16 protein-coding genes and 2 pseudogenes are annotated in these 25127 nt (G+C 53.5%); 14 read left to right on the top strand and 4 right to left on the bottom strand.

Annotation, left to right across the window (positions count from 1 at the left end):
• The 6 genes from iscA to FQ179_RS06005 all read left to right on the top strand — a co-directional run bounded on the left by iscA (position 1) and on the right by FQ179_RS06005 (position 6555).
• Positions 1 to 324, top strand: a complete 324-nt coding sequence (gene iscA / locus FQ179_RS06030) for an iron-sulfur cluster assembly protein IscA (protein WP_149396323.1) — start codon at positions 1 to 3, stop codon at positions 322 to 324.
• A gap of 101 nt (positions 325 to 425) precedes the next feature.
• A complete protein-coding gene (locus FQ179_RS06025) occupies positions 426 to 1322 on the top strand; it encodes a methylglyoxal synthase (protein ID WP_149396322.1) in 897 nt (298 codons plus the stop codon).
• 113 nt (positions 1323 to 1435) lie between these two features.
• Positions 1436 to 2662 carry a capsule biosynthesis protein gene (locus FQ179_RS06020; protein ID WP_149396321.1) on the top strand — a complete coding sequence of 409 codons (1227 nt, stop codon included), beginning with the start codon at positions 1436 to 1438 and terminating at the stop codon, positions 2660 to 2662.
• On the top strand, positions 2659 to 3429 hold the full coding sequence (locus FQ179_RS06015; RefSeq protein ID WP_149396320.1) for an SDR family oxidoreductase: 771 nt from the start codon (positions 2659 to 2661) through the stop codon (positions 3427 to 3429). Before FQ179_RS06020 ends, FQ179_RS06015 begins: the two co-directional genes overlap by 4 nt.
• Positions 3422 to 5278, top strand: coding sequence for an LTA synthase family protein (locus tag FQ179_RS06010; RefSeq protein WP_149396319.1), 1857 nt, complete (start codon positions 3422 to 3424; stop codon positions 5276 to 5278). Before FQ179_RS06015 ends, FQ179_RS06010 begins: the two co-directional genes overlap by 8 nt.
• Before the next feature lie 692 nt (positions 5279 to 5970).
• Positions 5971 to 6555 (top strand): hypothetical protein, encoded by a 585-nt coding sequence (locus FQ179_RS06005; RefSeq protein ID WP_149396318.1) that lies wholly within the window; start codon positions 5971 to 5973, stop codon positions 6553 to 6555.
• Between the two features lie 178 nt (positions 6556 to 6733).
• Here the strand turns inward: FQ179_RS06005 and FQ179_RS06000 are convergent, their stop codons facing one another.
• Positions 6734 to 8266, bottom strand: a complete 1533-nt coding sequence (locus tag FQ179_RS06000; protein WP_255474847.1) for an aminotransferase class I/II-fold pyridoxal phosphate-dependent enzyme — start codon at positions 8264 to 8266, stop codon at positions 6734 to 6736.
• A gap of 4 nt (positions 8267 to 8270) precedes the next feature.
• Positions 8271 to 16028 (bottom strand): type I polyketide synthase, encoded by a 7758-nt coding sequence (locus FQ179_RS05995; RefSeq protein ID WP_149396317.1) that lies wholly within the window; start codon positions 16026 to 16028, stop codon positions 8271 to 8273.
• 452 nt (positions 16029 to 16480) lie between these two features.
• Between FQ179_RS05995 and FQ179_RS05990 the strand changes: the two genes are divergently transcribed.
• Genes FQ179_RS05990 through FQ179_RS05975 form a run of 4 tightly spaced genes read left to right on the top strand, consistent with a single transcriptional unit; the run spans position 16481 to position 20231 of the window.
• A complete protein-coding gene (locus tag FQ179_RS05990) occupies positions 16481 to 17593 on the top strand; it encodes an ABC transporter permease (RefSeq protein ID WP_149396316.1) in 1113 nt (370 codons plus the stop codon).
• A 33-nt stretch (positions 17594 to 17626) separates the two neighbouring features.
• Entirely contained in the window at positions 17627 to 18781 is a 1155-nt protein-coding gene (locus FQ179_RS05985; protein ID WP_255474846.1) for a polysaccharide biosynthesis/export family protein, read from the top strand.
• A 2-nt stretch (positions 18782 to 18783) separates the two neighbouring features.
• Positions 18784 to 19569, top strand: a complete 786-nt coding sequence (locus tag FQ179_RS05980; protein ID WP_149396315.1) for an ABC transporter permease — start codon at positions 18784 to 18786, stop codon at positions 19567 to 19569.
• Complete coding sequence (locus FQ179_RS05975) at positions 19566 to 20231, top strand: ABC transporter ATP-binding protein (protein ID WP_149396314.1); 666 nt, start codon at positions 19566 to 19568, stop codon at positions 20229 to 20231. The genes FQ179_RS05980 and FQ179_RS05975 overlap by 4 nt, the downstream gene beginning before the upstream one ends.
• Before the next feature lie 248 nt (positions 20232 to 20479).
• On the opposite strand, the pseudogene FQ179_RS22620 reads toward FQ179_RS05975, so the two are convergent.
• Positions 20480 to 21017, bottom strand: a pseudogene (locus tag FQ179_RS22620) (transposase); the annotation flags it as partial.
• A gap of 176 nt (positions 21018 to 21193) precedes the next feature.
• Here FQ179_RS22620 and FQ179_RS22615 point away from each other — a divergent pair.
• From FQ179_RS22615 to FQ179_RS05950, 4 genes and pseudogenes are all read left to right on the top strand, one after another.
• A pseudogene (locus FQ179_RS22615) lies at positions 21194 to 21343 on the top strand (transposase); the annotation flags it as partial.
• 1016 nt (positions 21344 to 22359) lie between these two features.
• Positions 22360 to 23091 carry an acyltransferase gene (locus FQ179_RS05960; protein WP_149396312.1) on the top strand — a complete coding sequence of 244 codons (732 nt, stop codon included), beginning with the start codon at positions 22360 to 22362 and terminating at the stop codon, positions 23089 to 23091.
• Positions 23092 to 23093: 2 nt separating this feature from the next.
• A complete protein-coding gene (locus tag FQ179_RS05955; protein WP_149396311.1) occupies positions 23094 to 23414 on the top strand; it encodes a hypothetical protein in 321 nt (106 codons plus the stop codon).
• 70 nt (positions 23415 to 23484) lie between these two features.
• The gene (locus FQ179_RS05950; RefSeq protein WP_149396310.1) at positions 23485 to 23802 is read left to right on the top strand and encodes a hypothetical protein; all 318 of its coding nucleotides are present in this window, start codon (positions 23485 to 23487) and stop codon (positions 23800 to 23802) included.
• Positions 23803 to 23971: 169 nt separating this feature from the next.
• On the opposite strand, the gene FQ179_RS05945 is transcribed toward FQ179_RS05950, so the two are convergent.
• Complete coding sequence (locus FQ179_RS05945; RefSeq protein ID WP_149396309.1) at positions 23972 to 25126, bottom strand: CDP-glycerol glycerophosphotransferase family protein; 1155 nt, start codon at positions 25124 to 25126, stop codon at positions 23972 to 23974.
• Position 25127 lies beyond the last annotated feature (1 nt).

Below are 25127 nucleotides of genomic sequence, written 5' to 3'. Positions count from 1 at the left end.
ATGGCTATTACGCTTACAGAACGGGCGGCTGACCATATCAATCGTTACATAGAAAAACGCGGGCAGGGCGTAGGCCTACGGCTCGGCGTGCGCCTTACCGGGTGCTCGGGCATGGCTTACAAGCTAGATTATGTTGATGACGTTGATGCCGAAGACATTGTTTTCGAGCAGCATGGCGTCAAGGTGTTCGTCAGCCCAAAAAGCCTTCCCTTTCTTGAAGGCACGCAGCTTGATTACGGTCGAGAGGGGCTTAACGAAGGCTTTCGCTTCAGCAACCCCAATGAAAAAGCCACCTGCGGGTGCGGTGAGTCTTTTACGGTATAAGTCAGGCTAAAGTAACGTCGACGTAATCCGTCTCAGTTACTCTGCATCATCCAGTCTGATGCAATACGTATCAACCAATCTGAAGCACTCCAGGGTCACGCGTGTCATCTTCCAGTATTTTGCGTTTCGGTCTTGCCGCCAACCGTCTTCACCACGAGGGTGCAGACGCAACCCTGTTCAAATGGCTGCAGCGCTCCGCAGGCGGCTTGCGCGAGCTCGGGGTTGAGCTGTACACCGTCGGGCGTACCTGTGACGCCATCGAGCGCTCTGATCTTCTGCAGGGGTATCCGGGGCTAGTTCGCTACCCCTATGGTCGCGAGGGCGGGCTCATGAAGCTGGTTGCCCGCGTCACTGAAGGCGAAGACGGTGGTACGCCATTTGACGGCGCTATCTACCTTATTGACCCCGTGGATCCTTCTTCCATCTTTCCTGAAGCTCTCGCCCTCAAACGGCAGTGCATCACACACGGGCGGCCCTTTGTATCAACCCTGCTTGGTGCCATTGAATGGATAGAAATCGAACGCATCAGCCGAGGGCTGCCGGCAGACCCCAAGCTTAATGACGTTTTCGAGCTTGGCCATCAAACCGTCGCACTCATTGCCCACGATGCCCTCAAGGGGCAAATGGTTGAGTTTGCAGACCAGCATTTTGACCTGCTGTCGCAGTTCGCAAACCGGGTAGGTACTGGCACGACCAGCGGGCGTCTTAATGAACTGGCCTGGTCACGCGGTTGGCCACGAGAAACGCCGTGGGTACAACCCTACCTCAGTGGCCCACTGGGCGGCGATGCCCAAATCGCCGAGCTTGTACTAGATCGCCGCTGCCAGCGCGTCATTTTTTTCGAAGACCCTCATGTAGCCCGGCAGCATGAAGCTGACATCCAGTTGCTGGAACGCGCAGTGCGTGTCGTTACTGCTGACGCCAGTTGTGTGGCATCTCCAGTGGTAGCGCATAAGTGGGCAACAGCCATAAGCTCCCGGTCAGCATCTAGTGTTTGATACAATGGCATCTTTTGCGTCCTGTTATGTCTGCGGTTCAGCACATTAATAATTAGTCAGTGCGACTGATCCGACTTGGCCGGGATATTTCCGCAGTAGTCACTACGTATTCAATGACGCGTTCGTTTTTGTTTCTTCAGGGAGTCTGTTCCCCTTTTTTTTCACGGCTCGGCGAAAAGCTGAAAGCCCAAGGGCAAGACGTCTCTAAAATTAATTTCAATGGTGGTGACGCAGCCTTCTGGCGCGCTGGCCAGGCCACGCCTTGGGCGGGCTCGGTAGACGGGCTTGCTGACTTCTACCAAGACTATTACCAGACCCACGGCATTACCGACATCGTATTGTTTGGTGATCAGCGCCCCGTGCATAAGCCCGCCATTGAGCTGGCCAGGCAAAATGGGCTGCGTACGCATGTCTACGAAGAGGGGTATTTTCGTCCGTTCTGGCTGACGCTAGAACGCAGTGGCGTCAATGCTCATTCGCTGTTGCCTAAAAATCCTGAGTTTTATCTTGAAGCTGGTCGCAAGGTGCCAAACTATCGCAATGGCGAGACGTTTGGCGGGTCGTTTAGCGCCCGTGCCTGGCATGATGTGCTTTACCACGTATGCAGCTTGCGCAACCGGTGGGCGTTTCCTGAGTATGTCAGCCACGCGCCTCACAGTGTCTGGACTGAATACAGCGGCTACGTCAAACGCGCAGTGCGTTTAGGTGGCCGCAAGCGGCGAGACGCCGATGCCATCGCAAGCCTGGTGCGCAAAGACCGCGTGTTTTACCTGCTGCCGTTGCAGCTCGACAGCGACACGCAAATTCGCCTGCACTCCTGCTTTGAAAACATGTCTCACTTCATGGATCGCGTTATGCGTTCCTTTGCTGCCAAAGCTCCGGCAGATGCCTGGCTGGTGATTAAAAATCATCCCTTGGATCCCGGCCTGGTGCATCATGAGCGCAATGCGATGGCGCTCGCAAAAGAGCTAGACATACAGCATCGCGTGGTATTTTTAGAAAGCGGCAACCTGCCCACACTGCTCAGCCATGCAACAGGCGTTATCACGGTTAACAGTACGGTAGGAGGGTCGGCCCTGTGGCATGCGCGCCCACTTATTGCGCTGGGCCAGCCTATTTATGATATGGCCGGGTTAACCTTTCAGGGGCAGCTTGATGAGTTCTGGCAAGAGCTGCAAATGCCCGACATGAGGTTGTTTCATCATTTCCGCAACGTCGTTATTCATACTACGCAGATTAACGGCGGCTTTTATTCGGAGGACAGCATACGCATGGCAGTCGAACGTTCCGTAGAGCGGCTCATGGCCGAAAAATCGCCCTTGGAAGCGCTGTCCGCATGACAGCAGCACCATCAACCGTACTGATTACCGGTGCAACCGGCGGTATTGGCGGGGCTTTGGCAGAAACTTACGCGGCGCCAGGCGTTACTCTGATACTGCAAGGACGCCGGCAAGACCGGCTTCGAGAGCTCGCCGCCATATGTACGCACAAGGGCAGCCAGGTTATTACCAAAGTGTTGGATATCCGTGACACGGACGCGTTGATCGCATGGTTGGGCGATGTGTCGGCAAGCACGCCACCCGATCTGGTCATTGTTAACGCGGGCGTTAATATCGATACCGGGCCAGAGCGCCGGGGCGAAACCTGGGAAGACATCCAGCGACTGCTTGATGTTAACGTCAAGGCAGCGTTGGCAACGGTACAAGGTGTGCTGCCTTCCATGCGTGCCCGCAACGCCGGGCAAATCGCTCTGCTGAGCTCGCTGGCCGCGTACCGAGGCCTACCCATTACCCCAAGCTATAGCGCCAGCAAGGCGGCCATCAGTGCCTATGGCGAGGCCATGCGCACCTGGCTGGAACCTGATGGCGTCAAGGTCAATGTCATATTGCCTGGCTATGTTAAGTCTGACATGTGTGATGGCATGGCGGGCCCCAAGCCATTTCTTTGGCCACCACAAAAAGCTGCCCGCGTCATCAAGGCTGGGTTGGCGCGCAACAAGGCGCGCATCAGCTTTCCGTTTCCGCTCAATTTTGGCTGCTGGCTGTTAGGCGTGATCCCCTCCGCCTTCTCGGGCTGGATACTGAACCGACTTGGGTACAGTGAGTAATACATCACTTCTGTCGTCGTTATGGGCCCCATGGCTGTTGGGCCTGGCACTTAGCTTTGCCCTTGAGTGGGTGGCCTTGCCGCGGCCAGTCCACCCCATAATTCGCGGATGGCAAGCTTTGCTGGTTCATGTGGGGCTGTGGACGGCATTCTTTGGCCTTATGCTGCTTGTGTTTCAGCGCCCCTGGTTTGGTGCGATAAACCTGCTGGCCTTTCTGTTTTTACTGATAGAAATCGGCAACATCAAATGGGTAATGCTGCGCGAGCCGTTTATTTACCCCGATTTTGAATACTTTACTGACACCATTAAATACCCCCGGCTGTATTTACCGTTTTTCGGTGTGCGTAATGCCGTGCTGGCGACCCTGAGTTATGGGCTGGCGCTTGCGGTGGGCCTGTATTTTGAGCCAGCGCTTAACCTTTCCGCTGTCGCCTGGGTAACGAGGATATTGCCTGAAGCATGGCAGGTTTCCTGGTTGGGGCGGGTGTTGCAATTACTGGTTGTGATGGTGGGTTTTGTCGCCGTCGGCGCAGCGCTTTTGGCTGCGGCAGGTCGGGCCCCGTTGCCAGTTAGCTTTAATGCCGGGCAAGATCAACGCAAACTGGGCTTTCTGTACTTCTTGTGGCGTTACAGGCAAGAAGAAAGCGTGCGGCCGCCGGTTGATGAGTGCGCGCCGTTCAGAAAGCTTCTCAACGCGAAAGAGACGAAAGAGATTAAAGCAAGTAAGGGCGCGGGGCGTGACCCTGCTGCGGCAGCGGTGACTGGCGTGGGCGAGGGCTCCTCGACACGCCATCTGGAGAGGGCCACGGTTCAGGTGGTAGACGCAGCAAATCATGTCGCGAACGCTTCCGGCGGCGTGCGCATGCCGCTTGGTTCAACCGACCGACCAGACCTCGTCATGCTGCAATGCGAATCGTTCTTCGACCTTCGTCGAACATTCTCCACGGCAAAGCCTGAGCTGTTGTCTGCCTTTGACACCTTGGGCGGGCAAGCGCAGGGCAAGGGGCGGCTACATGTTCCTGCCTGGGGTGCCAATACTGTACGTACCGAGTACGCGGTGATCTCGGGCGTGGACCCTGCGCGATTGGGGGTACACCGCTACAACCCTTATCGCCGGTACGCGCGGCATGCGGTGCCGACAATCGCCACTTATCTGCGCAGCCTGGGATATAAAACCATTTGCGTGCACCCTTACGTTGCAGAGTTTTATCGTCGTACTCTGACGATTCCGGGTATGGGGTTTGATGTTTTTCTTGGGCAAGAGGCGTTTCCGGATGCCAAGCGCTTCGGGCCCTATATTTCGGACGAAGCCGTCGCCGATAAAATCGCGGCGCTGCTTGGCGAAGCGAGAGGTGACGACGGACGGCAGCCTTTGTTCATCTACGCCATCACCATGGAAAACCACGGCCCACTTGATTGGGAAACCGTAGCGGATGGCGAACAGCAACACTACTTCACTCAGCCGCTACCATCCGGGTGTGATGATGTCGTGGCTTATGCCCGGCATATCGTCAATGCCGATCGCATGATGCAGTCCGTATCAGCCACGCTGGATAGCCTTGGTCGCCCGGGTGGTATGTGTGTGTTTGGCGACCATGTGCCCATCATGCCTGCGGTGTATGCCAGTATGGGAGAGCCTGATGGCACGACAGATTATTTCTACTGGGCCAACCAATCGTTGCGGCCTTCGGTGTCAGGTCGTTTGCAAGGGGTAGAGCAAGGGGCGGAGTTGGGAATGGGGTCAAGCGTGAGGCAAAGGCTGGGGCAAGGTCAAGGTCAAGAACAGGTAGGAGACCTGCCAGCGCATGAATTGTCGATCGCGTTTCTGAAGGGCATGGGGGTGTTGTAGGCAAATAGTCGCCGCGTACTCGACGGCGCTGCTTATATTATTCAGCTCCAAGATCCATGAAAACAAAGCTCAGACGCGCACAATCGAACACGCACCGCTCGCCGCTACAGGATTAGTCTCAACAGCTTTCAGCCAGAAACTGCCGGTAAAGTGCCTGGAACGGCTCAGCGCTTCCATGATGTTACCTTCGGAAATTACGTCTGTTGGAGACGGAAGATCAGGCTTAAAGTGCTCGCTTTGGTCTACCCAGAGCAGATCAAATGGCCGACACTCCCTGCGATTATGACAGCCCTTGGAAGGAAGCGCTTGCGCATTATTTTGATGGTTTCGTTGCTTTATTTGCACCAACGCTACACGCCGTAATCGATTAGTCGCATCCACCTGTTTTTCTCGATAAAGAATTTCAGGCCTCGTCTGGACGTGGCAAATCGGGGCGTCGCTATGTCGACGCGCTCGCAGCAATACAGACAAATGGCACGTCCCCAGTGTCAGTATTCGTGCACGTTGAAGTACAAAGCGGCCGCGTGGGTCGCCGCCTACGAAATCGAACCCCACTGCGTGTGTACGACTACGTTCGTCGCATCTTTGACCGTCACTTGCAAGATCATGCGGATACATGCAAAAGCTTGCAAAAACCTGGAGAGCTCTTTAGTTTATGCGTCCTTACTGCGAGCCAAGGCGGGAGGCCATTCATGGAGTATGTGCGTGAATTTCATGGATGCCGTACCCATTTTCGGTTCCCCGTCGTGCACTTGCGCCACTGGTTCAAATTGTGGGATTATCTCGAAAAATCTGCGCAAGAAAACTCATTTACGATGGTGGTTATGGCGCAGCTTTTAGCCGAAAAGCACCGTAAGGGCGCGCCCAGGGTTGATGCCAAAATCAGGCTTTTTCGTTTTCTTTCTCAGCTTTCCTATGCGCCGCATGATATGCAGCAGCTCGCGCGGATTATCGACTGGTTTTTAGTCTTGCCCGCCCACTTTCAGGAAATTTTTTATCAAGAAATACAATCACTCAAAAAGGATCTCAATATGACCTTCATCACGAGCTTTGAGCGAAACGGAATTAAACAAGGTATGCAGCTAGGTTTGCAAAAAGGCCGAGAAGAAGGTCGCAGAGAGGGCGTGCACGATATGCTGCGGGCACAGATCAAAATAAAGTTTGAAATGCTGCCCGAGTGGGCTGATATGAAGATTAAAAAAGCTGATGCTGGTGATCTTGAACGCTGGATATGCAACGTAGTAACGGCCCAGCGGGTCGAAGACGTATTCTTGTAGTAAGTCCGTGCCGCTAATCCTGCCCCTTGCATACAGCATAGCCGCCTCAGATCGAGGTGGTTTTCATCTTGGCTAAATAACCGCGCTCAGATAAATTCTTGCTAAGTACCCCCGGCGCAGTCTATTTTCTCAACCGCGCACTGGCATCCGTTAAAAAAGCACAAGCGGCCCGCTTTTGTTAGATCACTTTCTTCAACGTCGCAATCGTATAGTCGATTTGCTCTATCGTGTGCCGACAGCTCATGAAGAAACGCAAGCGGGCGGCTTTTTCGGGGACGGCGGGGTACAGGATGGGTAGTACGTTTATGCCGGCGTCAAAAAGGGCTTCTGACAGCTTTAACGCTGACACCGTGCTGCCCGTAATAACAGGGATTACCGCCATGCCCATGCTAAAACCCGTGTCTACACCGGCGGCGCGGGCTTGCTGCAAAAAGTAGGCGGCGCGTTTTTGTAAATCGTGAACGCGCTGCGGTTCTTGCTGCATGCGGCGCAAGGCCGTTAGTGATGCAGCGGCCAGGGTAGGGGCCATGCCCACGCTGTACAAAAAGCCTGGGGCCAAAAACTTAAGGTGTTCAACCAGTGCGGCTTCGCCGGCGATATAGCCGCCACAGCCTGCCAGCGCCTTGCTGAAGGTGCCCATCCAGATATCAACGTCTTTACCGGCCAGGTTAAAGTACTCACGCAGGCCGTAACCTCGCTCACCCAACACGCCGAACGAGTGGGCCTCGTCTACCATCAAGAACGCGCGGTGACGGTTCTTGACCTCGATAAAACGCGGCAGGTCAGGGATGTCGCCGTCCATGCCGTACAAACCTTCTACCACGATAAGCACGCGTTCAAACTCATGGCGTTGGCGTGATAGGACTTCGTCCAGCGCTTCCCAGTCATTGTGCGCAAACGGCAGGCGATGCGCGCCAGACAGCTTAATGCCCATGAGCACACTGTTGTGGATGAGCTCATCGTGCAAGACCAGGTCTCGCGGGCCAAACAATTGGCCTATGACGGACACATTGGTGGCGTGCCCGCTGACGAACACCACCGCAGCCTCGGCATCGTAGACGTCGGCAATGGCCTGTTCGAGCTCGCGATGTATAGGGCGCTCGCCAGCCACCACACGGCTGGCCGACACGGATGTACCGTAGCGGTCAATGGCAGCTTTGGCCGCCTCTTGAACCGCCTGGTCTGAGGACATTCCCAGGTAGTCATAGCTGGCATAGTTGATGTAAGTTCGCTCGCCAACCCGAGTTTCGTTGCCGCCCTGGCCCTCATGCACCTTGAAAAAAGGGCTAGAAAGATTCATGCGCGCACCGCCTTCATTCAGAATGCGCAATTGCTGGTAGCCCGGCATCAGATGAAAACGGTAAAACTCTTCGGGAACAGTATCACCGGGCTTGCCTGGCTTACGCTTGGCCCGAGCCCGTGCAGGTGTAGTACCAAACGGCCCAGAACCGTTTTTGGTCGTGTTGGCACCGCGTTGTGAACCATGTCCGGTACGTGCGTTGGCCGCAGAACCACTGCTTGCGCCATGGCTACCGCCGTCATGTGACGAATCGTCATCAGCGTGTTCGTGACGCTCGGGTACAGAGCCAGAGGCCGTCGCCCAGTCTGTGGCCAGGCCGGCTTGCTTTAGTCTGCGCTCCAGCGCTTGCTGGATGAGCTTATTCTTCAGCTGAGCCGTCAAGCCGCCGGGCTTTGCTTTTTTGATGTCCATGCTTTTATTGGATGATGCGGCGTTTGTCGTCGGTAAGGTTGGATTCTAAGTCTTCGGCGAACTGCTGCATGTCATCGTCGCTCATGCGCATCACGTGCTGATTAAGCAGGTGTGACGCCTGTTTTTGCACCGCACCACCTTCATCGGCTGCAGGCTCGTCGCCGCGCAGCTTACTGATCAGTTTATCGGCCAGGCCTGCAATCGTGGGGGTTTCGCCCAGGGTCATGACAGGAAGGCGAACACCAAAACGGCTTTCAAGAGCCAGCATCAACTCAACACCTAATAGTGAATCAAGGCCCATATCGTACACCGACTTGCTGGCATCAATGCGCGCCACGGGTAAACGCAGAATATCGCTGAGTTCACCCTTGATGACTTCTTGCACGTGCAACTGCAGTGATTCTTCGTCCAGCGTCTCAAGCAACTCGGCAAAATGCTCGCCGCCTTCGTCGTCGTGCTGCTGCCCGCTATAACGGCGTGCCAACTCACTGAACTTGGGTGTGCCAGCCACAGGCATAAAGCGTTGCAGCGCCTGCCAATCGAATTCCATAACGGCAAGACCCGAACGGTTGGCTTGCAGCATGCGCTCGAGCGCCTTCAGTGCCGTTGCCGAGGGCAGAGCGGCGCCGCCCATACGATTTTGCAGGGTTTCTTTGATCTTTTCGTTACGGGCCAGAAAACCCACATCATCAATCGCACCCCAGCGCGCGCAGGTGGCAGGTAGACCCTGGCCACGGCGATAGCCGGCCAGCGCTTCCAGCCAGCTATTGGCCGCGACATAATTGCTTTGACCGGGGTTGCCGAACACTGTCGTGGCGGAGGAATACAGCACAAAAAAGTCTAGCGGCAAGTCAAGAGTAAGCGTATGCAGATGCAAGGCACCCATCATCTTTGGCTCAAGCACGCGTTGAATCTGCTCAGGCGTCATGCCGCGCACCAGGCCATCGTCAATGACGGTGGCCGCGTGCACAATGCCTTTAAGCACGGGCATAGACGCGGCCGCGTCGTTGATGACGGCAGCCAGTTGCGCCTTATTGGTGACGTCGCAGGCAGCAGCAAGCACTTGTACGCCTTGCGACTCAAGGCCAGCAATGGCTTCGCGCGCTTCATCGGTGGTTGCACCGCGACGGCTTAGCAAGACCAGATGGCGTGCGCCTTTTTCCACCAGCCACTGTGCCGTACGCAGGCCAAAGCCACCCATACCGCCCGTTACCAGATAGCTGGCGTCGGCGGGCAAGGACAGGCCGGGTACGACTGCTGCACGCGCACGATGGATCTGGCGTAGCGGGTGGTGATACGTGACCACGATTTTGCCGATCTGCCGCGCCTGCTGCATATAGCGGAACGCATCAATCACATTATTGGCATCAAACGTTTTGAAAGGCAGCGGCGTAAGTGCGCCCTCGGCAAAAAGCTCAACCATTTGGCGGAACAAGCGCCGCGTGAGGTCGGGTCGCACCTGCATGAGCTGGTCGGCGTCAATGCCAAAATAGCTGATGTTGTTGCGGAAAGGCCGCAGGCCTATGCGTGTATTTTCATAGAAATCGCGCTTGCCCAGCTCCAGGAAGCGGCCAAATGGCTTCAATACACGCAGATTGCGGTTAATCGCCTCGCCAGCCAGCGAATTGATGACCACGTCCACGCCTTCACCGCCCGTGTCTGCCAGAATTTCATCGGCAAACGACAGCGAGCGCGAATCATAAATATTCGTTAGCCCCAGCAGGCGCAAGAAATCGCGCTTTTCATCCGAACCGGCGGTTACGTAAATCTCGGCACCCATATGGCGCGCCAACTGGATAGCAGCAATGCCAACGCCGCCTGCGGCACCATGGATAAGAATACGTTCGCCCGGCTCCAGCCGAGCCAGATGCTGAAGCGCGTAATACACGGTAAAGAAGGTGCTGGGGATGGTGGCGGCGGCTTCGGCGCTCATGCCCTCGGGCACGTGGGCCACGGCAACCGAACGCGTTAGCGTGCGCGTACCAAAACTGTGCGGGCCAAAGCCCAGTACCCGGTCACCCGGCTTAAAGCCCGCAACCCCCGCACCAACGCGTCGCACGGTGCCAGCAAACTCCAGGCCCAGAGACGGGCCTGCATAGCCATTTTCCACAGCCTCATCCGATAGCATGCCCATGGTGTACATGACATCGCGGAAGTTAAGACCTGTGGCTTCCACGTCAACTTCCAGCTCTTCGTCTGACGGTGCCGGCAGACGCACGGCTTCCCAACGGAGATTGCGTAGCTGACCAGAAAACTCAAAGCCCAGGCGGCAAGATGTTTCAGTGTTCTCGGTGAAGGCTGTACCCGCAGCCGCACCCGCACTTGCAACTGACTTAGAGGTCGCAGCAGATGCGACAGTAGAAACGGATGCAGCTTGGTCTTTTCCAGTGGAAATGCTTGCAGAGATGGGCTGCGGTGCCGGAAGCTCCCGCAAACGGGGCGCGAAACGAGCGCCGTCTGGTGTGCGGATGATTTCCTGCTCAGCATCATTGGCGCCGAACTCTTCAAGCAGATAGCCTGCCAGCGTATCAACAGAGACGTCGGCCAGCGCAGGCAGATCCACAGCCCGAACGGCAAAGCCACTGGCTTCGTTCATAAGACTGCGCGCAAAACCCCATACCGCGGCGTCACTTAGCGCATCAAGGCTGTCATGCTTGGGGTTGCCTACAGGCATAAAGCCCGCCGTCGCCTGTGAGCCGATGACCCATATCGTTGGCGTAGCGCCCGTGCTTTCGCAGGCTTGCGCCGCTGCGGCGACCAATGCGCAACGATCTGTCTGTTGCAGCACGATGGAGCCATGGGTTTGCGAGCTGTCGCAGCCCAGGCCCGCCAGTAGCACAATGTGCGCCAGCGGTGCTTGGTCGTGGGACAGCCCATTGATCAGGCTTGCGAGCGAGTCTGCGTTTTGCGCAGGCATGAGCACCAGCTTTTGCTGCTGCGCGGTCAGACGGCTCTCGAGTGCATGAGCGAGCAGGGCGGATGGGCCTTGCTCGTCGGCCAGCACCAGCCAGGTTGAAGGCGTAGTGCTAAGGGCCACGGTGCCGGACACAGATTGCGTTGTCATAGCCGTACGCGCCATCAGCACATATGGACCAGACTCTATGCCCTCGGCAAACTCCAGTACCTGAACGTCAGACCAGCCGTGCTGCGCCAACGCCGCCTGCCAGAAGGCGGGGGGCTGCAGGCCAGTGATACCGTCGCCTGCAGGGGCGGATTCAGCGTGGGTACCGCCCAGCACCAGGTCGTTCCAGTACGAGGTATGCATGCCAATAAACAGCAACTGCGCGTCCGGCGCGCTACGTGCCGTGGCGTAATCGAGTGCGGCATGTGCAGCCTCTGCAGATTCAAAATCGCCCGCCAGCAATACCAGATCAGCTACAGCCCCGGTTTGCATTTGACCGCCGCCAGACCCATCAATACGCGTTAGCGTTAAATCGGGAAACTGCTCCTGCAACCCGTGTGCGGCGTCAATGGCGTCAGCATTGGTGCTGGCAAAGTCATAATCCGTCTGGCCAAAATCTACCACCCCACCGCAGTCTGCCGCGAACAGAGGTTCACCCGTACTGATTTCCAGCACACCCAGGCGCTTGCCGACTGGCAATGCGCGCTGCGTTGCGCTAATCGCATCATGCAGCAGACCAGCCAAACTCGCCTGCTGATCATCACCCACGACCTGGCGCAACATGCTCGCGCCTGACAACTCGCGTGGACGCACGGCGTCCCAGGTGGTTTCACCCACCAGCAGCGAAGCCAGGTGTGTACCCGTGCGGCCCACTGCAAAAATCAACGGCGCATAGTCTGGGTAATCGCGCAGCAAGGCGTTCCATATATCTTCGGGCGGGGTGTCAACGTCTGGCTCGGCCAGCTTCCAGCCAGCCTCAACAACGTCTGCCTCGCCGGCCTGAACGGCCTGCGCCAGCAAAAAGTCGAGTACAGGGCCAGCAGGCGGCACCGTGCGAGTCAGCGCTTCAACCGTCGTGGCGCTCAACAACCTGTTGTCATCGGCCAGCGCCGTCAGCGCACGCAAAGCATAGCGGGCCGCCAAACTATCGAGCAGCGGATCCAGCTCGTGCGCATAACGGGCATAAGCGTCGCTATCGTGCGTTTTTGCGGCCAGAGCACTCAGTGCCTGGGCCAACGCCAACCCGTTCTCATCCACACATACGGAGACCGCGTCGCCATGTACCAGAGGGCGTGGTACCGGAACGTAATCCAGGTAATCCAGAGCAAGAGCCGCGTGCTTTTGCAACATTACGCTGCGGAATCGCGCACCACGCAGGGCGGCAACCTGTCGGCCTTCGGCGTCATACAGACTGAAATCCGCCTTAAGCGAGCGAGGCCCGCGCGTAGTAATGTGGGCGCGCACATAGCGCGGCACACCAGCATCTGTGCGCAAGGCCAAGCGTTCAACCTTGACCGGCACCATAGCAACGGGTCGCTCGGCCTGTGTTTCAGTCTTAAGTAGCTGTACAACCAGCTGGAAGGCAGCATCAAGCAGGGCGGGGTGCAAATGCCCTTGCTCAACCTCATTGGCGATGCAGGCAGGTACAACCAGCGAGGCCAGCACAGTGGTCGCGTCTAACGCCCAGATATCTTCAACCGCCTGATACGCCTCGCCATACTCCAGCCCGACAGCGCGCGCCATGGCGTAGTGCTGTGCAGCCGAGCAATCTGCGGCACGCTCAGGCACGGCCAGCAGGCCATCATTTAATAACAGTGCGCCTGGCTCTTGCAAAATGCGTGCCGACGCGTGCAGCGTCCAGCCTTCGGTACTGTTTACCGGCTTGCTATGAATAAGCATGCGGCCATCGTGGGCCTCACGCCGCGTACGCACGCGTTTGGAAGGCTCAGCTGCGAGTAACAGCGGGTTGGCGATGTCGAGTTCTTCAATTTCCGCATACGACCCAGGGTAGGTCTGCAAGGCACAGGCCAAGAAGATTTCAGCAAAGCCCGCACCTGGAAACAGCACCGCACCGCCCACTGCGTGGTCGGCCAGCGTGGGGTAAAGCAGGGTATCGAGCTGGTTTTCCCACTCACCTTCGTGCTGCGCTACCGGGTAGCCCAGCAGATAATGCACCTTGCGCCGGTACAGCAAGCCCATGGCATCGGGGGTTACGGCGTGCCAGTAACTGTCTTTTTGCCAGACATAATGCGGCAGAGCAATAAAACGACCCGCAACGGGAAAGAAACCGTCCCAGTCGCTGGCTTCGCCCGATAACAGTATTTTGTCGGCGGCATCGAACACCAGCTTGGGCTCATCATGACGACGCTTAAGCGTCGTGAGCACCCGGCCCTCTTTGTCGTGGCCGCGCAAGGTATCACGCACATAACCGGCTAGTACCGCGTGGGGGCCAATTTCCACAAACAGATTCGACCCGTCACTGACCAGTGCATCAAGCGCCTGCTCAAACAGCACAGGGAAACGAATGTTTTGCCACCAATACGTGGCGTCAAGCTGCTCCCCGGTAATGGGCTGACCCGTTACCGTGGACATCATGGGGATGGAAGTAGTGCTGGGCTTTAGCGACGCCAATACTTGCAGCAGCTCTGCCTCGGTAGGGTCCATGGCCGGGCTGTGGAAGGCGTAGTCGAGATCAAGACGCTTGAAGCGAACCTTCTTCGCTGCGAGCGCCTGCTCTACCGTAGACAGACCTTCAGGCGAGCCTGCCAGCGTGCAGCCATTGGGGCTGTTGTAGCCCGCCACACAGGCCAAGGTATCAGCAGGAAGTTGCGACAGCAACTCTGCTGCAGCGGTTGCACTGATGGCGGCCGCTGTCATTTGGCCATGGCCTTTGGTGGTTTCCTGCAGGCGGCTGCGCTCGAAGATAACCCGAACAGCCTGCGTCAGCGTCAGAGCGCCGCAAGCCCATGCTGCCGCCACTTCACCTACGCTATGCCCCACAACCGCCGAGGGAGTGACACCGCGCGCACGCAACATTTGCGTAATACCCACCTGCAGGGCAAACAGGGCAGGTTGTGCCGCATCGGTATGGGCATAGCGACCGGGCTTGCAGTTGACCAGCAACTCGTCACGCAGCGAGTAACCCGCGCGTGGCTGGAACAAGGCGTCGACCTCGTCAATCGCCTTGGCAAAAACCGGGTTTTTCAGCAGACGTGGCCCCATGCCTTCCCACTGCGAGCCGTTGCCCGAATACACAAACACCGGGCCCTTTTTATTGACAAGGGCGGTTTCAGTGACTACGCCTGGGGCTTCGCCCGTTTCACTGTCGGCAAACGCCTGCAACGCATCAACGACATCTTCTACTGAGGTGGCAAACACCATGGCACGCTTATCGTGCCACTCGCGGCGCAGCGCGGCGTGCGTAGCAACATCGTACAGATCTGTTTTAGGGAATCGGCGCAAGAAGTCTGCCAGAGCCGCCGCATTACCCTTTAGGCTCTCATCAGAGCGCGCCGATACCAGTACCGGCACCTCGGCCGGCCGAAGAGCGTAAGCAGGCTCTCCGGCGATAACGGAGTTGTGAGGGTCGGCGCTTTGCAGCAACACATGCGCATTGGCCCCACCAAACCCGAATGAGTTTATGCCTATGGTTAGCCGGCCCTTGGGCTTGAGCGGCAGGTTTTCGGTCACAATTTGCAGATTCCAGTCATCAAGCTTGATCTGCGGGTTTGGTGTTTTTACGCCTATGGTCGCAGGCACCATACGGTAATGCATGCTGTAAATGGCTTTGACCAGGCTGGCTACGCCCGACGCGGTCTCCAGGTGGCCCATATTGCTCTTTACCGAGCCTATGGGCAGAGGCCCCACGCTGCGAGCCATGCCCATCGCCATGCCAATGGCACGTGTTTCTATGGGGTCACCCACCGCCGTGCCCGTACCGTGGGCTTCGACGTAATCGATTTCATCCGGCGAAATACCGGCTCGGGCCATAGCCACGCGCATTAGGTCAGACTGGCGCGTGCACTTGGGCACGGTCAGCCCGGTTTTATTGCCGTCAGTATTGACCGCCGAGCCGGCCACGATCGCGAGAATGCGGTCGCCGTCAGCCACCGCCAGATCGTAATCTTTAAGCAAAAACAGCCCGCCGCCCTCAGAGCGCACATAGCCATCGCCATCGGCATCGAAAGCGCGGCAACGGCCATTAGGCGACAGCATGGTCGCCTTAGAAAACCCAATAAAACCAAAGGGATGAAGATGAAGGCTGATACCGCCAGCAATTGCCATGCTGGTTTCGCCAGAAACGATGGACAAGCACGCCTGGTGGAAAGCCACCAGCGAGGAAGAACAGGCCGTATCAATGGCCATGCTGGGACCGCACAGGTCAAAGGCGTACGACAGCCTGTTGGCGGCGATGCTCGACGTATTACCCGTGGCGGTTGATGAATCAGCTGCCCCCAGGTCATCCACAATTCGGTTCAGGTAATCATCGGCTGAAATACCCACGTATACGCCGGTGTTACTGCCTTGCAGGTGCGAGGGCGGCACACCTGCGTTTTCAATGGCTTCCCAGCACAGTTCAAGCAGCAGGCGCTGTTGAGGGTCCATATTGGCCGCTTCGCGCGGCGAAATACCAAAGAACTCAGGGTCAAACGCGGATACGTCGCCAATAGAACCAGCGGCAAACGTATAGGAAGTGCCTGGGTGCGACTTGCCCGGGTGCAGATAGGCGTCTGGTTCCCACCGTCGAGGATCGACATGGGTCACCAGATCTTTGCCTGACAGCATGTCAGGCCAGTAATTCGCCGAGTCTGTATCTGGAAGCCGGAACGACATCCCGACAACCGCTACTCGTTTTCCCATGGTTTCCTTACTTTCTATTGCGTGCGTTGCTTTAAGGCAACGTTAGTTTTAGTGGTCAGGGGCCACCGTTTTGTGCCCGTTATCTGCCGCATTATAGAGGGACGCAGTGAAGCCAAGTATTGTAGCAAAATGCGTTACTGTTCGAGGTGACGTCCGATGTTACTGATTGCGTCACACAAGCAATATTTAGTTGGTAAATCAATTGGCTCGGGTATGCTTTGCTAGGAAACCTTAAACGAGTGTGGCCTAATAGGTTGATTCGTAGGCGAACTCGTCACTTTTCCACACGAACGTTTCAACTAATGTTTTGCCGAATTGTTGTATGATTCTGGCCACATTTCCTCAGGTTGCTCGGTGCGTAACGAATCGCGCTGATTCTGATAATTTATCAATGATTGACATTTCGTGCATGGCGCCACCATCCACGTGAAGTTGGTTTTTACTGTTTATAAATGACATTCAAGAATACCTCTAAAACAAAGACCCTGGCCATATGGATGGTAGTGGTCCCCATGCTGTTGGGGGTTCTTTACTATACGGTGTTCGCGGCTGATCGTTACGTAAGTAGCGCCCAGGCAGTCGTCAGGCAAGCGGGGAGTGAGTCATCGGCCCCCATGCCGGGGCTGGCATTGATGATAGCCGGAGGCGTGAACCCGTCTTCCCGCGAAGAAACGCTTTATCTTCGAGAATACATTACCTCGATTGATATGCTGAAGGTGCTGCAGAAAGATCTCAATTGGAACGATCATTACAACCAGCAAGTCCTGGATCCGCTCTACTGGCTGAGTGAAAGTGCCCCACAAGAGGACGTGCTTAAGTTTTACAGGCGCGTCGTACAGGCCCGCTACGATGAAACGACGGGGCTTCTCACGGTAGAAGTCCAGGCGCTTACACCAGAGTTCGCTGAACAGGTCCTGCAGGCCATACTTCACGAAAGCGAACGCTTTGTTGATGAGCTATCCCACAACATGGCGCTGGAGCAAGTGCGTTTTGCAAATGAGCAGATGGAAGTTGCCCGAGAAAACTACTCCAGCAAACAGCAGGAAATGCTTGAGTTCCAGAATGTCAATGAGTTGTTGAATGCGCAAGCGTCAGCAGAGTCCAGGGCCACCATCATAGGTTCGCTTGAGGCCGAGTTGACAAAAGAGCGTGCAAGCTTGAAGACATTGCAATCCACGCTTGGCAATACCACCCCTCAGGTTCGCCAGCAACGGGTTAGGATTAAAGCGCTGGAGCAACAGCTCGACGCAGAAAAACGTACGCTAACGTCCAATACCAAAGCCGGAGGGCAGCTGAATGTAATCGCTGCCAAATATCGTGACGTAGAAATGGCGGTGGGTATTGCCGAGCAGAGTTACAAGGCGTCGGTTGTAGCAGTAGAAAATGCACGTATTGAAGCGGGTAAAAAGATACGTAGCCTGGTAAAGATTGTTACCCCCAACATGCCACAAGAAGCGGTGTACCCGACGCGGGTTTATAACCTAGCTACCTTGTTTATCGTCTTGTTGTTAATTTACGGTATTGCAGCGTTTGTTCTTGCCACCATTGAAGATCACCGTGATTGACGGTATACCTATTGCATTGATTTGGCGAATTTTATGAATACTCAACGAGTTTTCCACAAAAATGCGTGGCTGTCGGCGGGCCTAAGGGCTGGCGCTGTACGACGCGTTATGCGCGGCTCAGTCCTCGTCTTACTTGCAGTTGCACTTGCAGGTTGCGGTGGCAGCTTTTTCTCTGGTTCCGGCCCCACGAAAAGTGCCGTGCTTAAGCAGGGCGACGATACTACGCCTCCTTATACCTTGGTGGAGCTGTCGGCCGAGACTATAGCGCCTTATATGCGAGCACCTGAACCTGTATTGACCCGCGCTGTGTCCGATACCTCTATGCCCGAGGTCAGGCTGGTGTCGGGGGATGTTTTGCGGGTGATGATTTCAGACAGCTCGACTGAGGGGGCTTTGTTTGCACCGCTTGCCACGGGAGGCACGGTTTTTGACAAGGTGCGCGTTGATGCCAAAGGCGGTATTTCGTTACCCTATGTGGGCCGACAGAAAGTGTCGGGCCTGACACTGGGCCAAGTTGAAGATAAGCTTCGTGATTCTGCCACCCGGTATGCCAGTGATCCACAAGTGCACGTTGAGTTGGTGTCAGACCTGTCTGGGTCAGTGTTGGTGGCTGGCGCTGTAAAGTCGCCAGGTCGCTTTTCTGCGACGCAAGGGCCTCTGACTTTGCTGGACGCTATTAATGAAGCTGGCGGTGCGTTGTTAGAACCTTACCTGGTTAGGGTGATTTTGCGTACCGGCAAAGAGGTAAAAAGCTATAGTTATCAGGATATCTTGGCGGGTAACAACCACCTTGTGCCGCCCCGGTCTGAGATTATCGTAGAGCGTGCGCGACAACGGTTTGTAGCCATGGGTGCGGTTTCAAAGCCCGGCCTACTGGATTTGCCATCCGCCAACCCGAGTCTGCTTGAGGTGCTGGGGTTGGTGGGTGGGCTAAACGAGCGTACGGCAGATGCCCGAGGTGTGTTTGTTTTCAGGCTAGAAGATCAACCTGGCGCTGAACCATCAGCCAAAGTGTTCAGACTTGATTTGCGCGATCCCACTGCTATATTCCTTGCTCGCAATTTTCTGGTTCAACCAGAAGACGCGGTCTATGTAACCAATGCCCATTCATATGAGTTCCAGAAACTCATTTCGCCGATCGTGCAAGTTTTGATTTTGGGTAGGTCTATGGACGCCATCGGTAATTGATAATGAAGAAAAGGTCGTCGCTTCAAATCGTTAGATCAGTACTTTTTGCGCTGGTTCTGCGTGAACTGCAGACACGATTTGGCGAGAGGCGGATGGGTGCGTTCTGGATTCTGTTTGAATCTATGGCTCATATCGTTCTGATGATGTTTATATTTGGGGTGATTCGAGGCCGGCATGTACCGGGGATGGATTTTGCCGTATATCTCGGGATCGGACTGATGCCATTCTTCCTTATGCGCAATATTGCATTGAAGTTGATGGATGCCGTTAATGCAAACCGAGCATTATTTGCTTATCCAAACATCACACCATTCGATACATTTGTAGCCCGAGCCGTCGTCGAGTTTTTAATAATGGCTTCCGTGTACGTAATTATTATGGCAGGTATGGCGTTGTGGTTCGGCTATGATGTAGCCATCCATCAACCCTTGCAGTGGCTCGCATCGTTGGGCTCAGGTATTTTATTTTCTTTTGGGCTTGGCTTAATATTTTGTGTTGTGGTTGAAATTATGCCCAACGCAAAAAGCATAATTCGATTATTTTTTATGCCGCTATATTTCATATCAGCGGTGATTTTTCCATTATGGCAAGTGCCTGGGCAGTATTTGCATTGGCTATTGTGGAACCCGTACCTGCATATTATTGACAATCTTCGCCGATCTACTTTTTCTCAATATCCCGTCATTGATGGAATCAGTTTTACATATCCTATGGAGATGGCGCTTATCACCTTGTTTTTAGGCCTGGCCTTGTATCGTTTGCGCAGACGCCAACTTGTGTCGATATGATAGAACTACGTAATGTTACCAAGTCGTATTTGCACCATCGCGGTGGGCGTAAGGTGATTTTTCGTGATCTGTCGTTGGTTATCCCTGCTGGTAAAAATATCGCCCTGATAGGTCGAAATGGGGCTGGCAAATCTACAATGATGAGACTGCTCTGTGGCTTAGATGCGCCTGATAGCGGAAGAATTATTACAGATAAAAGAATTTCATGGCCCGTAGGGTTGTCTGGCGGCTTTCAGGGCTCGCTTACTGCTCGAGAAAATGTAAAGTTTGTCTGCCGCGTACAAGGAGCCAGAGGGGCAGAGCTTCACAGGCTTGTAAAATATGTCGAAGAGTTTGCCGATATCGGCGAATATTTCGACCTGCCAGTAAAGACGTATTCAACAGGTATGCGTGGGCGGGTGGCCTTCGGCTTAAGTCTTGCATTCGATTTTGATTATTATCTCGTTGACGAAGCCATGTCGACAGGCGACGCGCACTTCAAGAAAAAAGCTGCCAATGTCTTTAAAGAACGGACCGGCAAAGCTAATGTAATCCTTGTAACTCATGGGATGACTCAGGTAAGAACAATGTGCGAGATTGTGTTGCTGCTTGAACATGGAAAGGTCATTCAGTACGACGATGTGGAGGAAGGTATCGCGGCGTACCAAAAAGGTACAATTTAGAAACTCTCTATCTAAATGGAATGATAGTATTAGTTATTCGTTCCAGCTAAAATAATAAGAAGTAGAATTCTATCTACACAATACAATCCAAGCCGCTCTGACCTATTAAGCTAATTGTCGCTGAGCACGCTCTGTAAGTCGTTTTCTAACTCGCACATTGGTGCATATGCAGTTTGTCTATGTGTATTTAGCCGGCCCTGAATAAATCAGCTTGTTAGATTAAAATGGATCCGCTGTTGCTACCATTTTCAATGGGCCATAGCAGCCACACAAAAATGCCCCAGGCGGATGTTGTGGCCTGTACCACACAGGATGGCGTGAAGCGCATCACCTAGCGCGTCTTTGAGCCAAGTACGGACTAATTTGCCTTCGGACTTCATGTGTCCAATGGTCGGTTCGATAGCGCTACGCAGCTTGGTCATGGCCTTCAGGCCCTTAGTCATGTCCCGGCCCTGACCCGAGCGCAGGATTCGAGCCCCGGGCACCACCACGCCTTGATAGCCCCTTGTCCATGATGGTGGTGTGAATCGGCGCATCGGCCAGGATAGCCGCCTGCTCCAGCGCTTCGGACAAGGCGTGTCAATCGTACGGATTGCCTGGCATGGAGCGCGCACCCAGCACAAAGCCTTCTTTTAATGTGGTGGTGATTGAGACCTTCACACCGAATTCGTGCGGCGTGCGCGCTTTGCCCTTGGAGATGCACTCGACCTCTGGCGCGTGTAGCGAATAGAGTTTGCCTTTGTCTTTGGTACGTTGATCCAGAATCCGTTTGATTCGTGCCAACAGCTCGTTCAGCATACCCTGGCTGAGCAGTTGGAGCAGTCCAGCATCCTGCTGCAAGCCACCGGTGTGAAACCCGAGACGGTGTATACCGAATTGGGGTAGCGCGGAGTCGATGGTGAGATCCCGGGTTATGTCCTGAAGCACCGAGGCAAATACAAACGGCTTAACAAAAGGAGTGTCAGTTATTAAAAAAACGTTCTGCGATAGAACGTATTATTGGGCAACTGAAAAGCGATCACGGCATGAATCGCTGTCCTTTAAAAGGTGAAATAGGCGATGCGATCCATGCAGTATTGAGTGCGGTTGGTCTTAATATAAAGTGGCTGCTGCGCATGATTGCCCGTAAGGGCATCCGTCCACTTTTTTTACCTTATTTTTTGGCATGATTGTAGCAGCAGATTCAATCATCAGCCCTATGGGGTAGATTACATCGCCAGTATCCGAGGGCTCAGATCGCCGGAAATCCGGCGTGAGATGAGTGAAATTAATTCTTTTGGGGCGGCTAGTCGCTTTTTAGCTGAGCCTGCAGCCGTAAGTTATTTGATTATTTTATTGAGTCTGTTTTTTCAGCCACGGACTTGTTCAGAGTATCCTTAAATTTTGAATTAAGTCGATTCCTCTACAGCTTGCCATAATCGCTCAATGTTGATCGGTATCTTGAATGCGTATAACCAAAGCGGGCGCGATTTACCTGTATCGGAACACAAACTCGTTGTGGACTCATGCCTCGGCATATCGTAAACCTGGTTCAGCCGTGGCGAGGCTGTGTGCTGATAAATTTTTTGTGTCAGTCTTTCGCATGATCTTAAGCTTAACATAGCGCATCGCCCCGATTTTATTTAACTGTGTGTTCCCTGGCTAAAATGTCTTAAGTAGCTTGACGCAATCGGTGGTTATGTTGCAAATAGTTTTCGCCAGGCATAAACAAGGGATTCGGTTAAGCTATTGCGCTTGGGTACACTCATCGTTATCAGCAGTCGAGGCTTAACTCAAATAGACTAATCCTCAAAAAATCCGAGGCGCTTCAGATGAGGGGTGAAGAAGGTTGCATATGTTTTTTTTCGATATGCCTTAGAGGGATTTAAGGTATAATAAAAAAGCCTTGCATTTCCAGAGCGAAGTACCGTCTATTAGTACCCCCGTCCCTGTAGGTTGTTTTTATAATGGCTAATTGAATGCAAATATATTGATGTTAGATGATATTTCGTAAATAATTAATATGGAAACAATTGAGAGGCCTGCTGGGCAATGGAAAATAATAATATACTCGAAAGATGGAAGGCAAGCGCCAATGAGGCGCTTTATACCGCAAACGAAACTAAAATGTTGGCGTAAGAGAGATTAAATGAAAAAAAAGCCTGTGAGAAAGGTGAAATTACATAAAATATCAAAATATCTGGATGAAATGGGAAATAGTATAGTTTCCTCAGATATTTATGAAGATGTAAAGGTTTCATTTAGAGGGTTTAATAATAAATTAATAATCCACAATACGACGAGACTTGATGTTTTTTCTTTATCATTTGAGTGTGATGACGGATATGTTGAGATAAAAGGACATGAAATAGCGGGAAAAGGGATAAAGGCCTCCATACGAGTAGGCGAAAAATCACGCGTCATAATCGGCAGCGACTTAACATGTACTGGAGTCGTTTCCATTTCTGCGGCTGAAGGATCGAGCGTAATAATTGGTGATGATTGTATGTTTGCAAGTCAAAATGAAGTTCGATCAGATGATGCGCATCCAATATTTGATATTCGATCTGGAAAGCGAATAAATATGTCTCAAGATGTTTACATTGGCGATCATGTATGGCTGGCCAAGAGAGCTGTTGTTCTCGGTGGCTCTGATATACGTGAAGGATCTGTAATAGGTTTTTCAGCTGTGATCAAGGGTCATATTCCTAATAATTGTATTGCCGTTGGCATACCAGCGAGGGTAATCAAGAAAGATATTGCGTGGGAGCGTCCTCATCTGTCAATCTCTAAACCGTACGTCAAGCCAGACAAGGCTTCCATTTCCATTTCTAAATATTGGCGGTTTACGCAAGAGATTGATGATACAGAGGCTAAATAGGAATGCCTATTGTTACTGGCTATTACTTTTTGGGGTCAGTTCAAATTTACGTGGACACTCATCTTGACGAGAATTCGCTGAGATTTCCAGACGGTACTGGGCGGACTCTTACGGTGATTGAACGCCTGAACTTGCTTGCTCAAGCCAAGAGCACGGTGCAACTGGCCCAGTTCACCGAAGGCGATCGAGTCAGCTTCACCGCCGACGACGGCACCACCAAGCACGGCACAATCATGCGCCTGAACAAAAAGACCGCCGGCCTGTGCACCGATGACGGTCAACAGTGGAAAGTCTCGCCAGGGCTGCTGCGCAAGTCGACGTAGCCTGAACGGTGCTTGCCTGGATATCCGTGCCTTTACAAGTCGGTACTCACCGGATGCTCACGATCACGGCATGAATCCGAATGTATTGCATCGCTGGGTGACTGAACATCAGCGCTATGGCAAGCATACCCTGCAAGATGACGAGGCGGCCCCGGCGCGCCAAACCATTGACATGGCACCGGCGAACTGGTTTGCACTCAAGCCCCTGCACGTGACCGACGATTGCAAAGCAGCGGCACCCGCACCAGTTGCACCAACGCCTGAAGGAGACGAATCCGGTTCCACGATTGAGCTAGATCTGGCGGCGCGAGGGCTGACCATGAAGGTGCGCTGGCCAGCGAACGAGCACAAAGCCCTGGCGCAGTGGACACGGGAGCTGTTCACGTGATCCGTGTCGATCAGATCTGGTTAGCGGTGGAACCCATGGATATGCGTGCCGGCTCCGATACGGCGCTGGCGCGTGTGGTCAACCGACCGCCGGCCAAGATAAGTGATGTGCGACACAAAGCGCCTCATCGCAAAATTTATTCAGCGGGCAGGTATCTACTTGGGTTTAATTAGAAGATTAAGAAACGACGTCTTTTTGTCAGCTTCTTATTGGCAGCTCTAAGCTCCTTTTGAATGGTGCGGAGACTGCGAACGCTTTCCCTTACATACATTTGCGAGGCACTGAGTGCGGGGATCTCATTGTTCAATAAACTCGTCGTCTTAGCATGAATTTCAGCGGAGCATGAAAGAGAGGTTGGAGTTTCTTGAAATAAATCAGTCCGCAATAGATCAGCTTGGCGTACTAGCGAATGTGACATATTTAGCGCTTCGATAACAGATTGCTCAAAGTCTTCTAAATTATTACAAACATATCCGATCTCATCTCTTCTGGCAAACTCAAGTGATGTGCAGTCGAATTTCTGAACTCCAATTTTCTCTTCAGTATTTTCCTGAAATAGCAGAACAGGCACTTGAGCATAGATGGCATCAAAGATAGCACCGGAGAAATCGCTTACTACTAAATCTGCAATAGAAAGCAGTTCAAGCTGATCGGCTGCGCCATCAAATATTAAGCCAAACCCAAGTTTTGTCGCATTTGATTTCCAAGCGGGAAATCGCGAATCGTTATTGTGATGCATTTTTACAATAATATTATAACGAGTGGTCAGGGTCGCCAATTTATGACTTAGCCGGTCAAATGACCCAAGCTCTCCCCAAGTCGGCATGTAAAGAATTACCAGCTTTTCTTTATTTATTTTTAGGCGATTGAAGATAAGCTGTCGTTGTTGTGACCCGGCATACGATGTCCAGTTATCGAACTTTGGATTGCCGACAGAGAAACTGGGTGAAAAATGCTCTACACGCTTAACTGAATAAGGGCCATACATCAGGTTCATATCGGCGAGTGACCGCCATTCGCCATAATTATGGCGCTCTTTAGCTAATCCATATTGAAGCGATATAAGTCTAGTTTTTGTTATGCGTTCCATTAGAGGGAAAGGGGACTGAAAAAAAATAGCATCGTATACACCATCTATTCTAGAAATCATAGATTGTCTAATATACTCAAAACGGATGCCAAATTTATTTAACCATTTTTTGTTAAAGTGCTGTAAATTATCTCCTTTATCTATAATCAAAATATCTGAATTAATGAACAAGGGGAAAAGATTGGCGAACTGTACAATCTGAAACGGGTTCCACGCTATAAATCCAATTTTCATC

The sequence above is a fragment of the Pusillimonas sp. ANT_WB101 genome (assembly GCF_008369125.1).
In the GTDB taxonomy this organism is placed as follows: Bacteria; Pseudomonadota; Gammaproteobacteria; order Burkholderiales; family Burkholderiaceae_B; genus Allopusillimonas.
The sequence above is the reverse complement of the archived record's forward strand: the minus strand, read 5'-3'. Positions and strand labels throughout refer to the sequence as shown.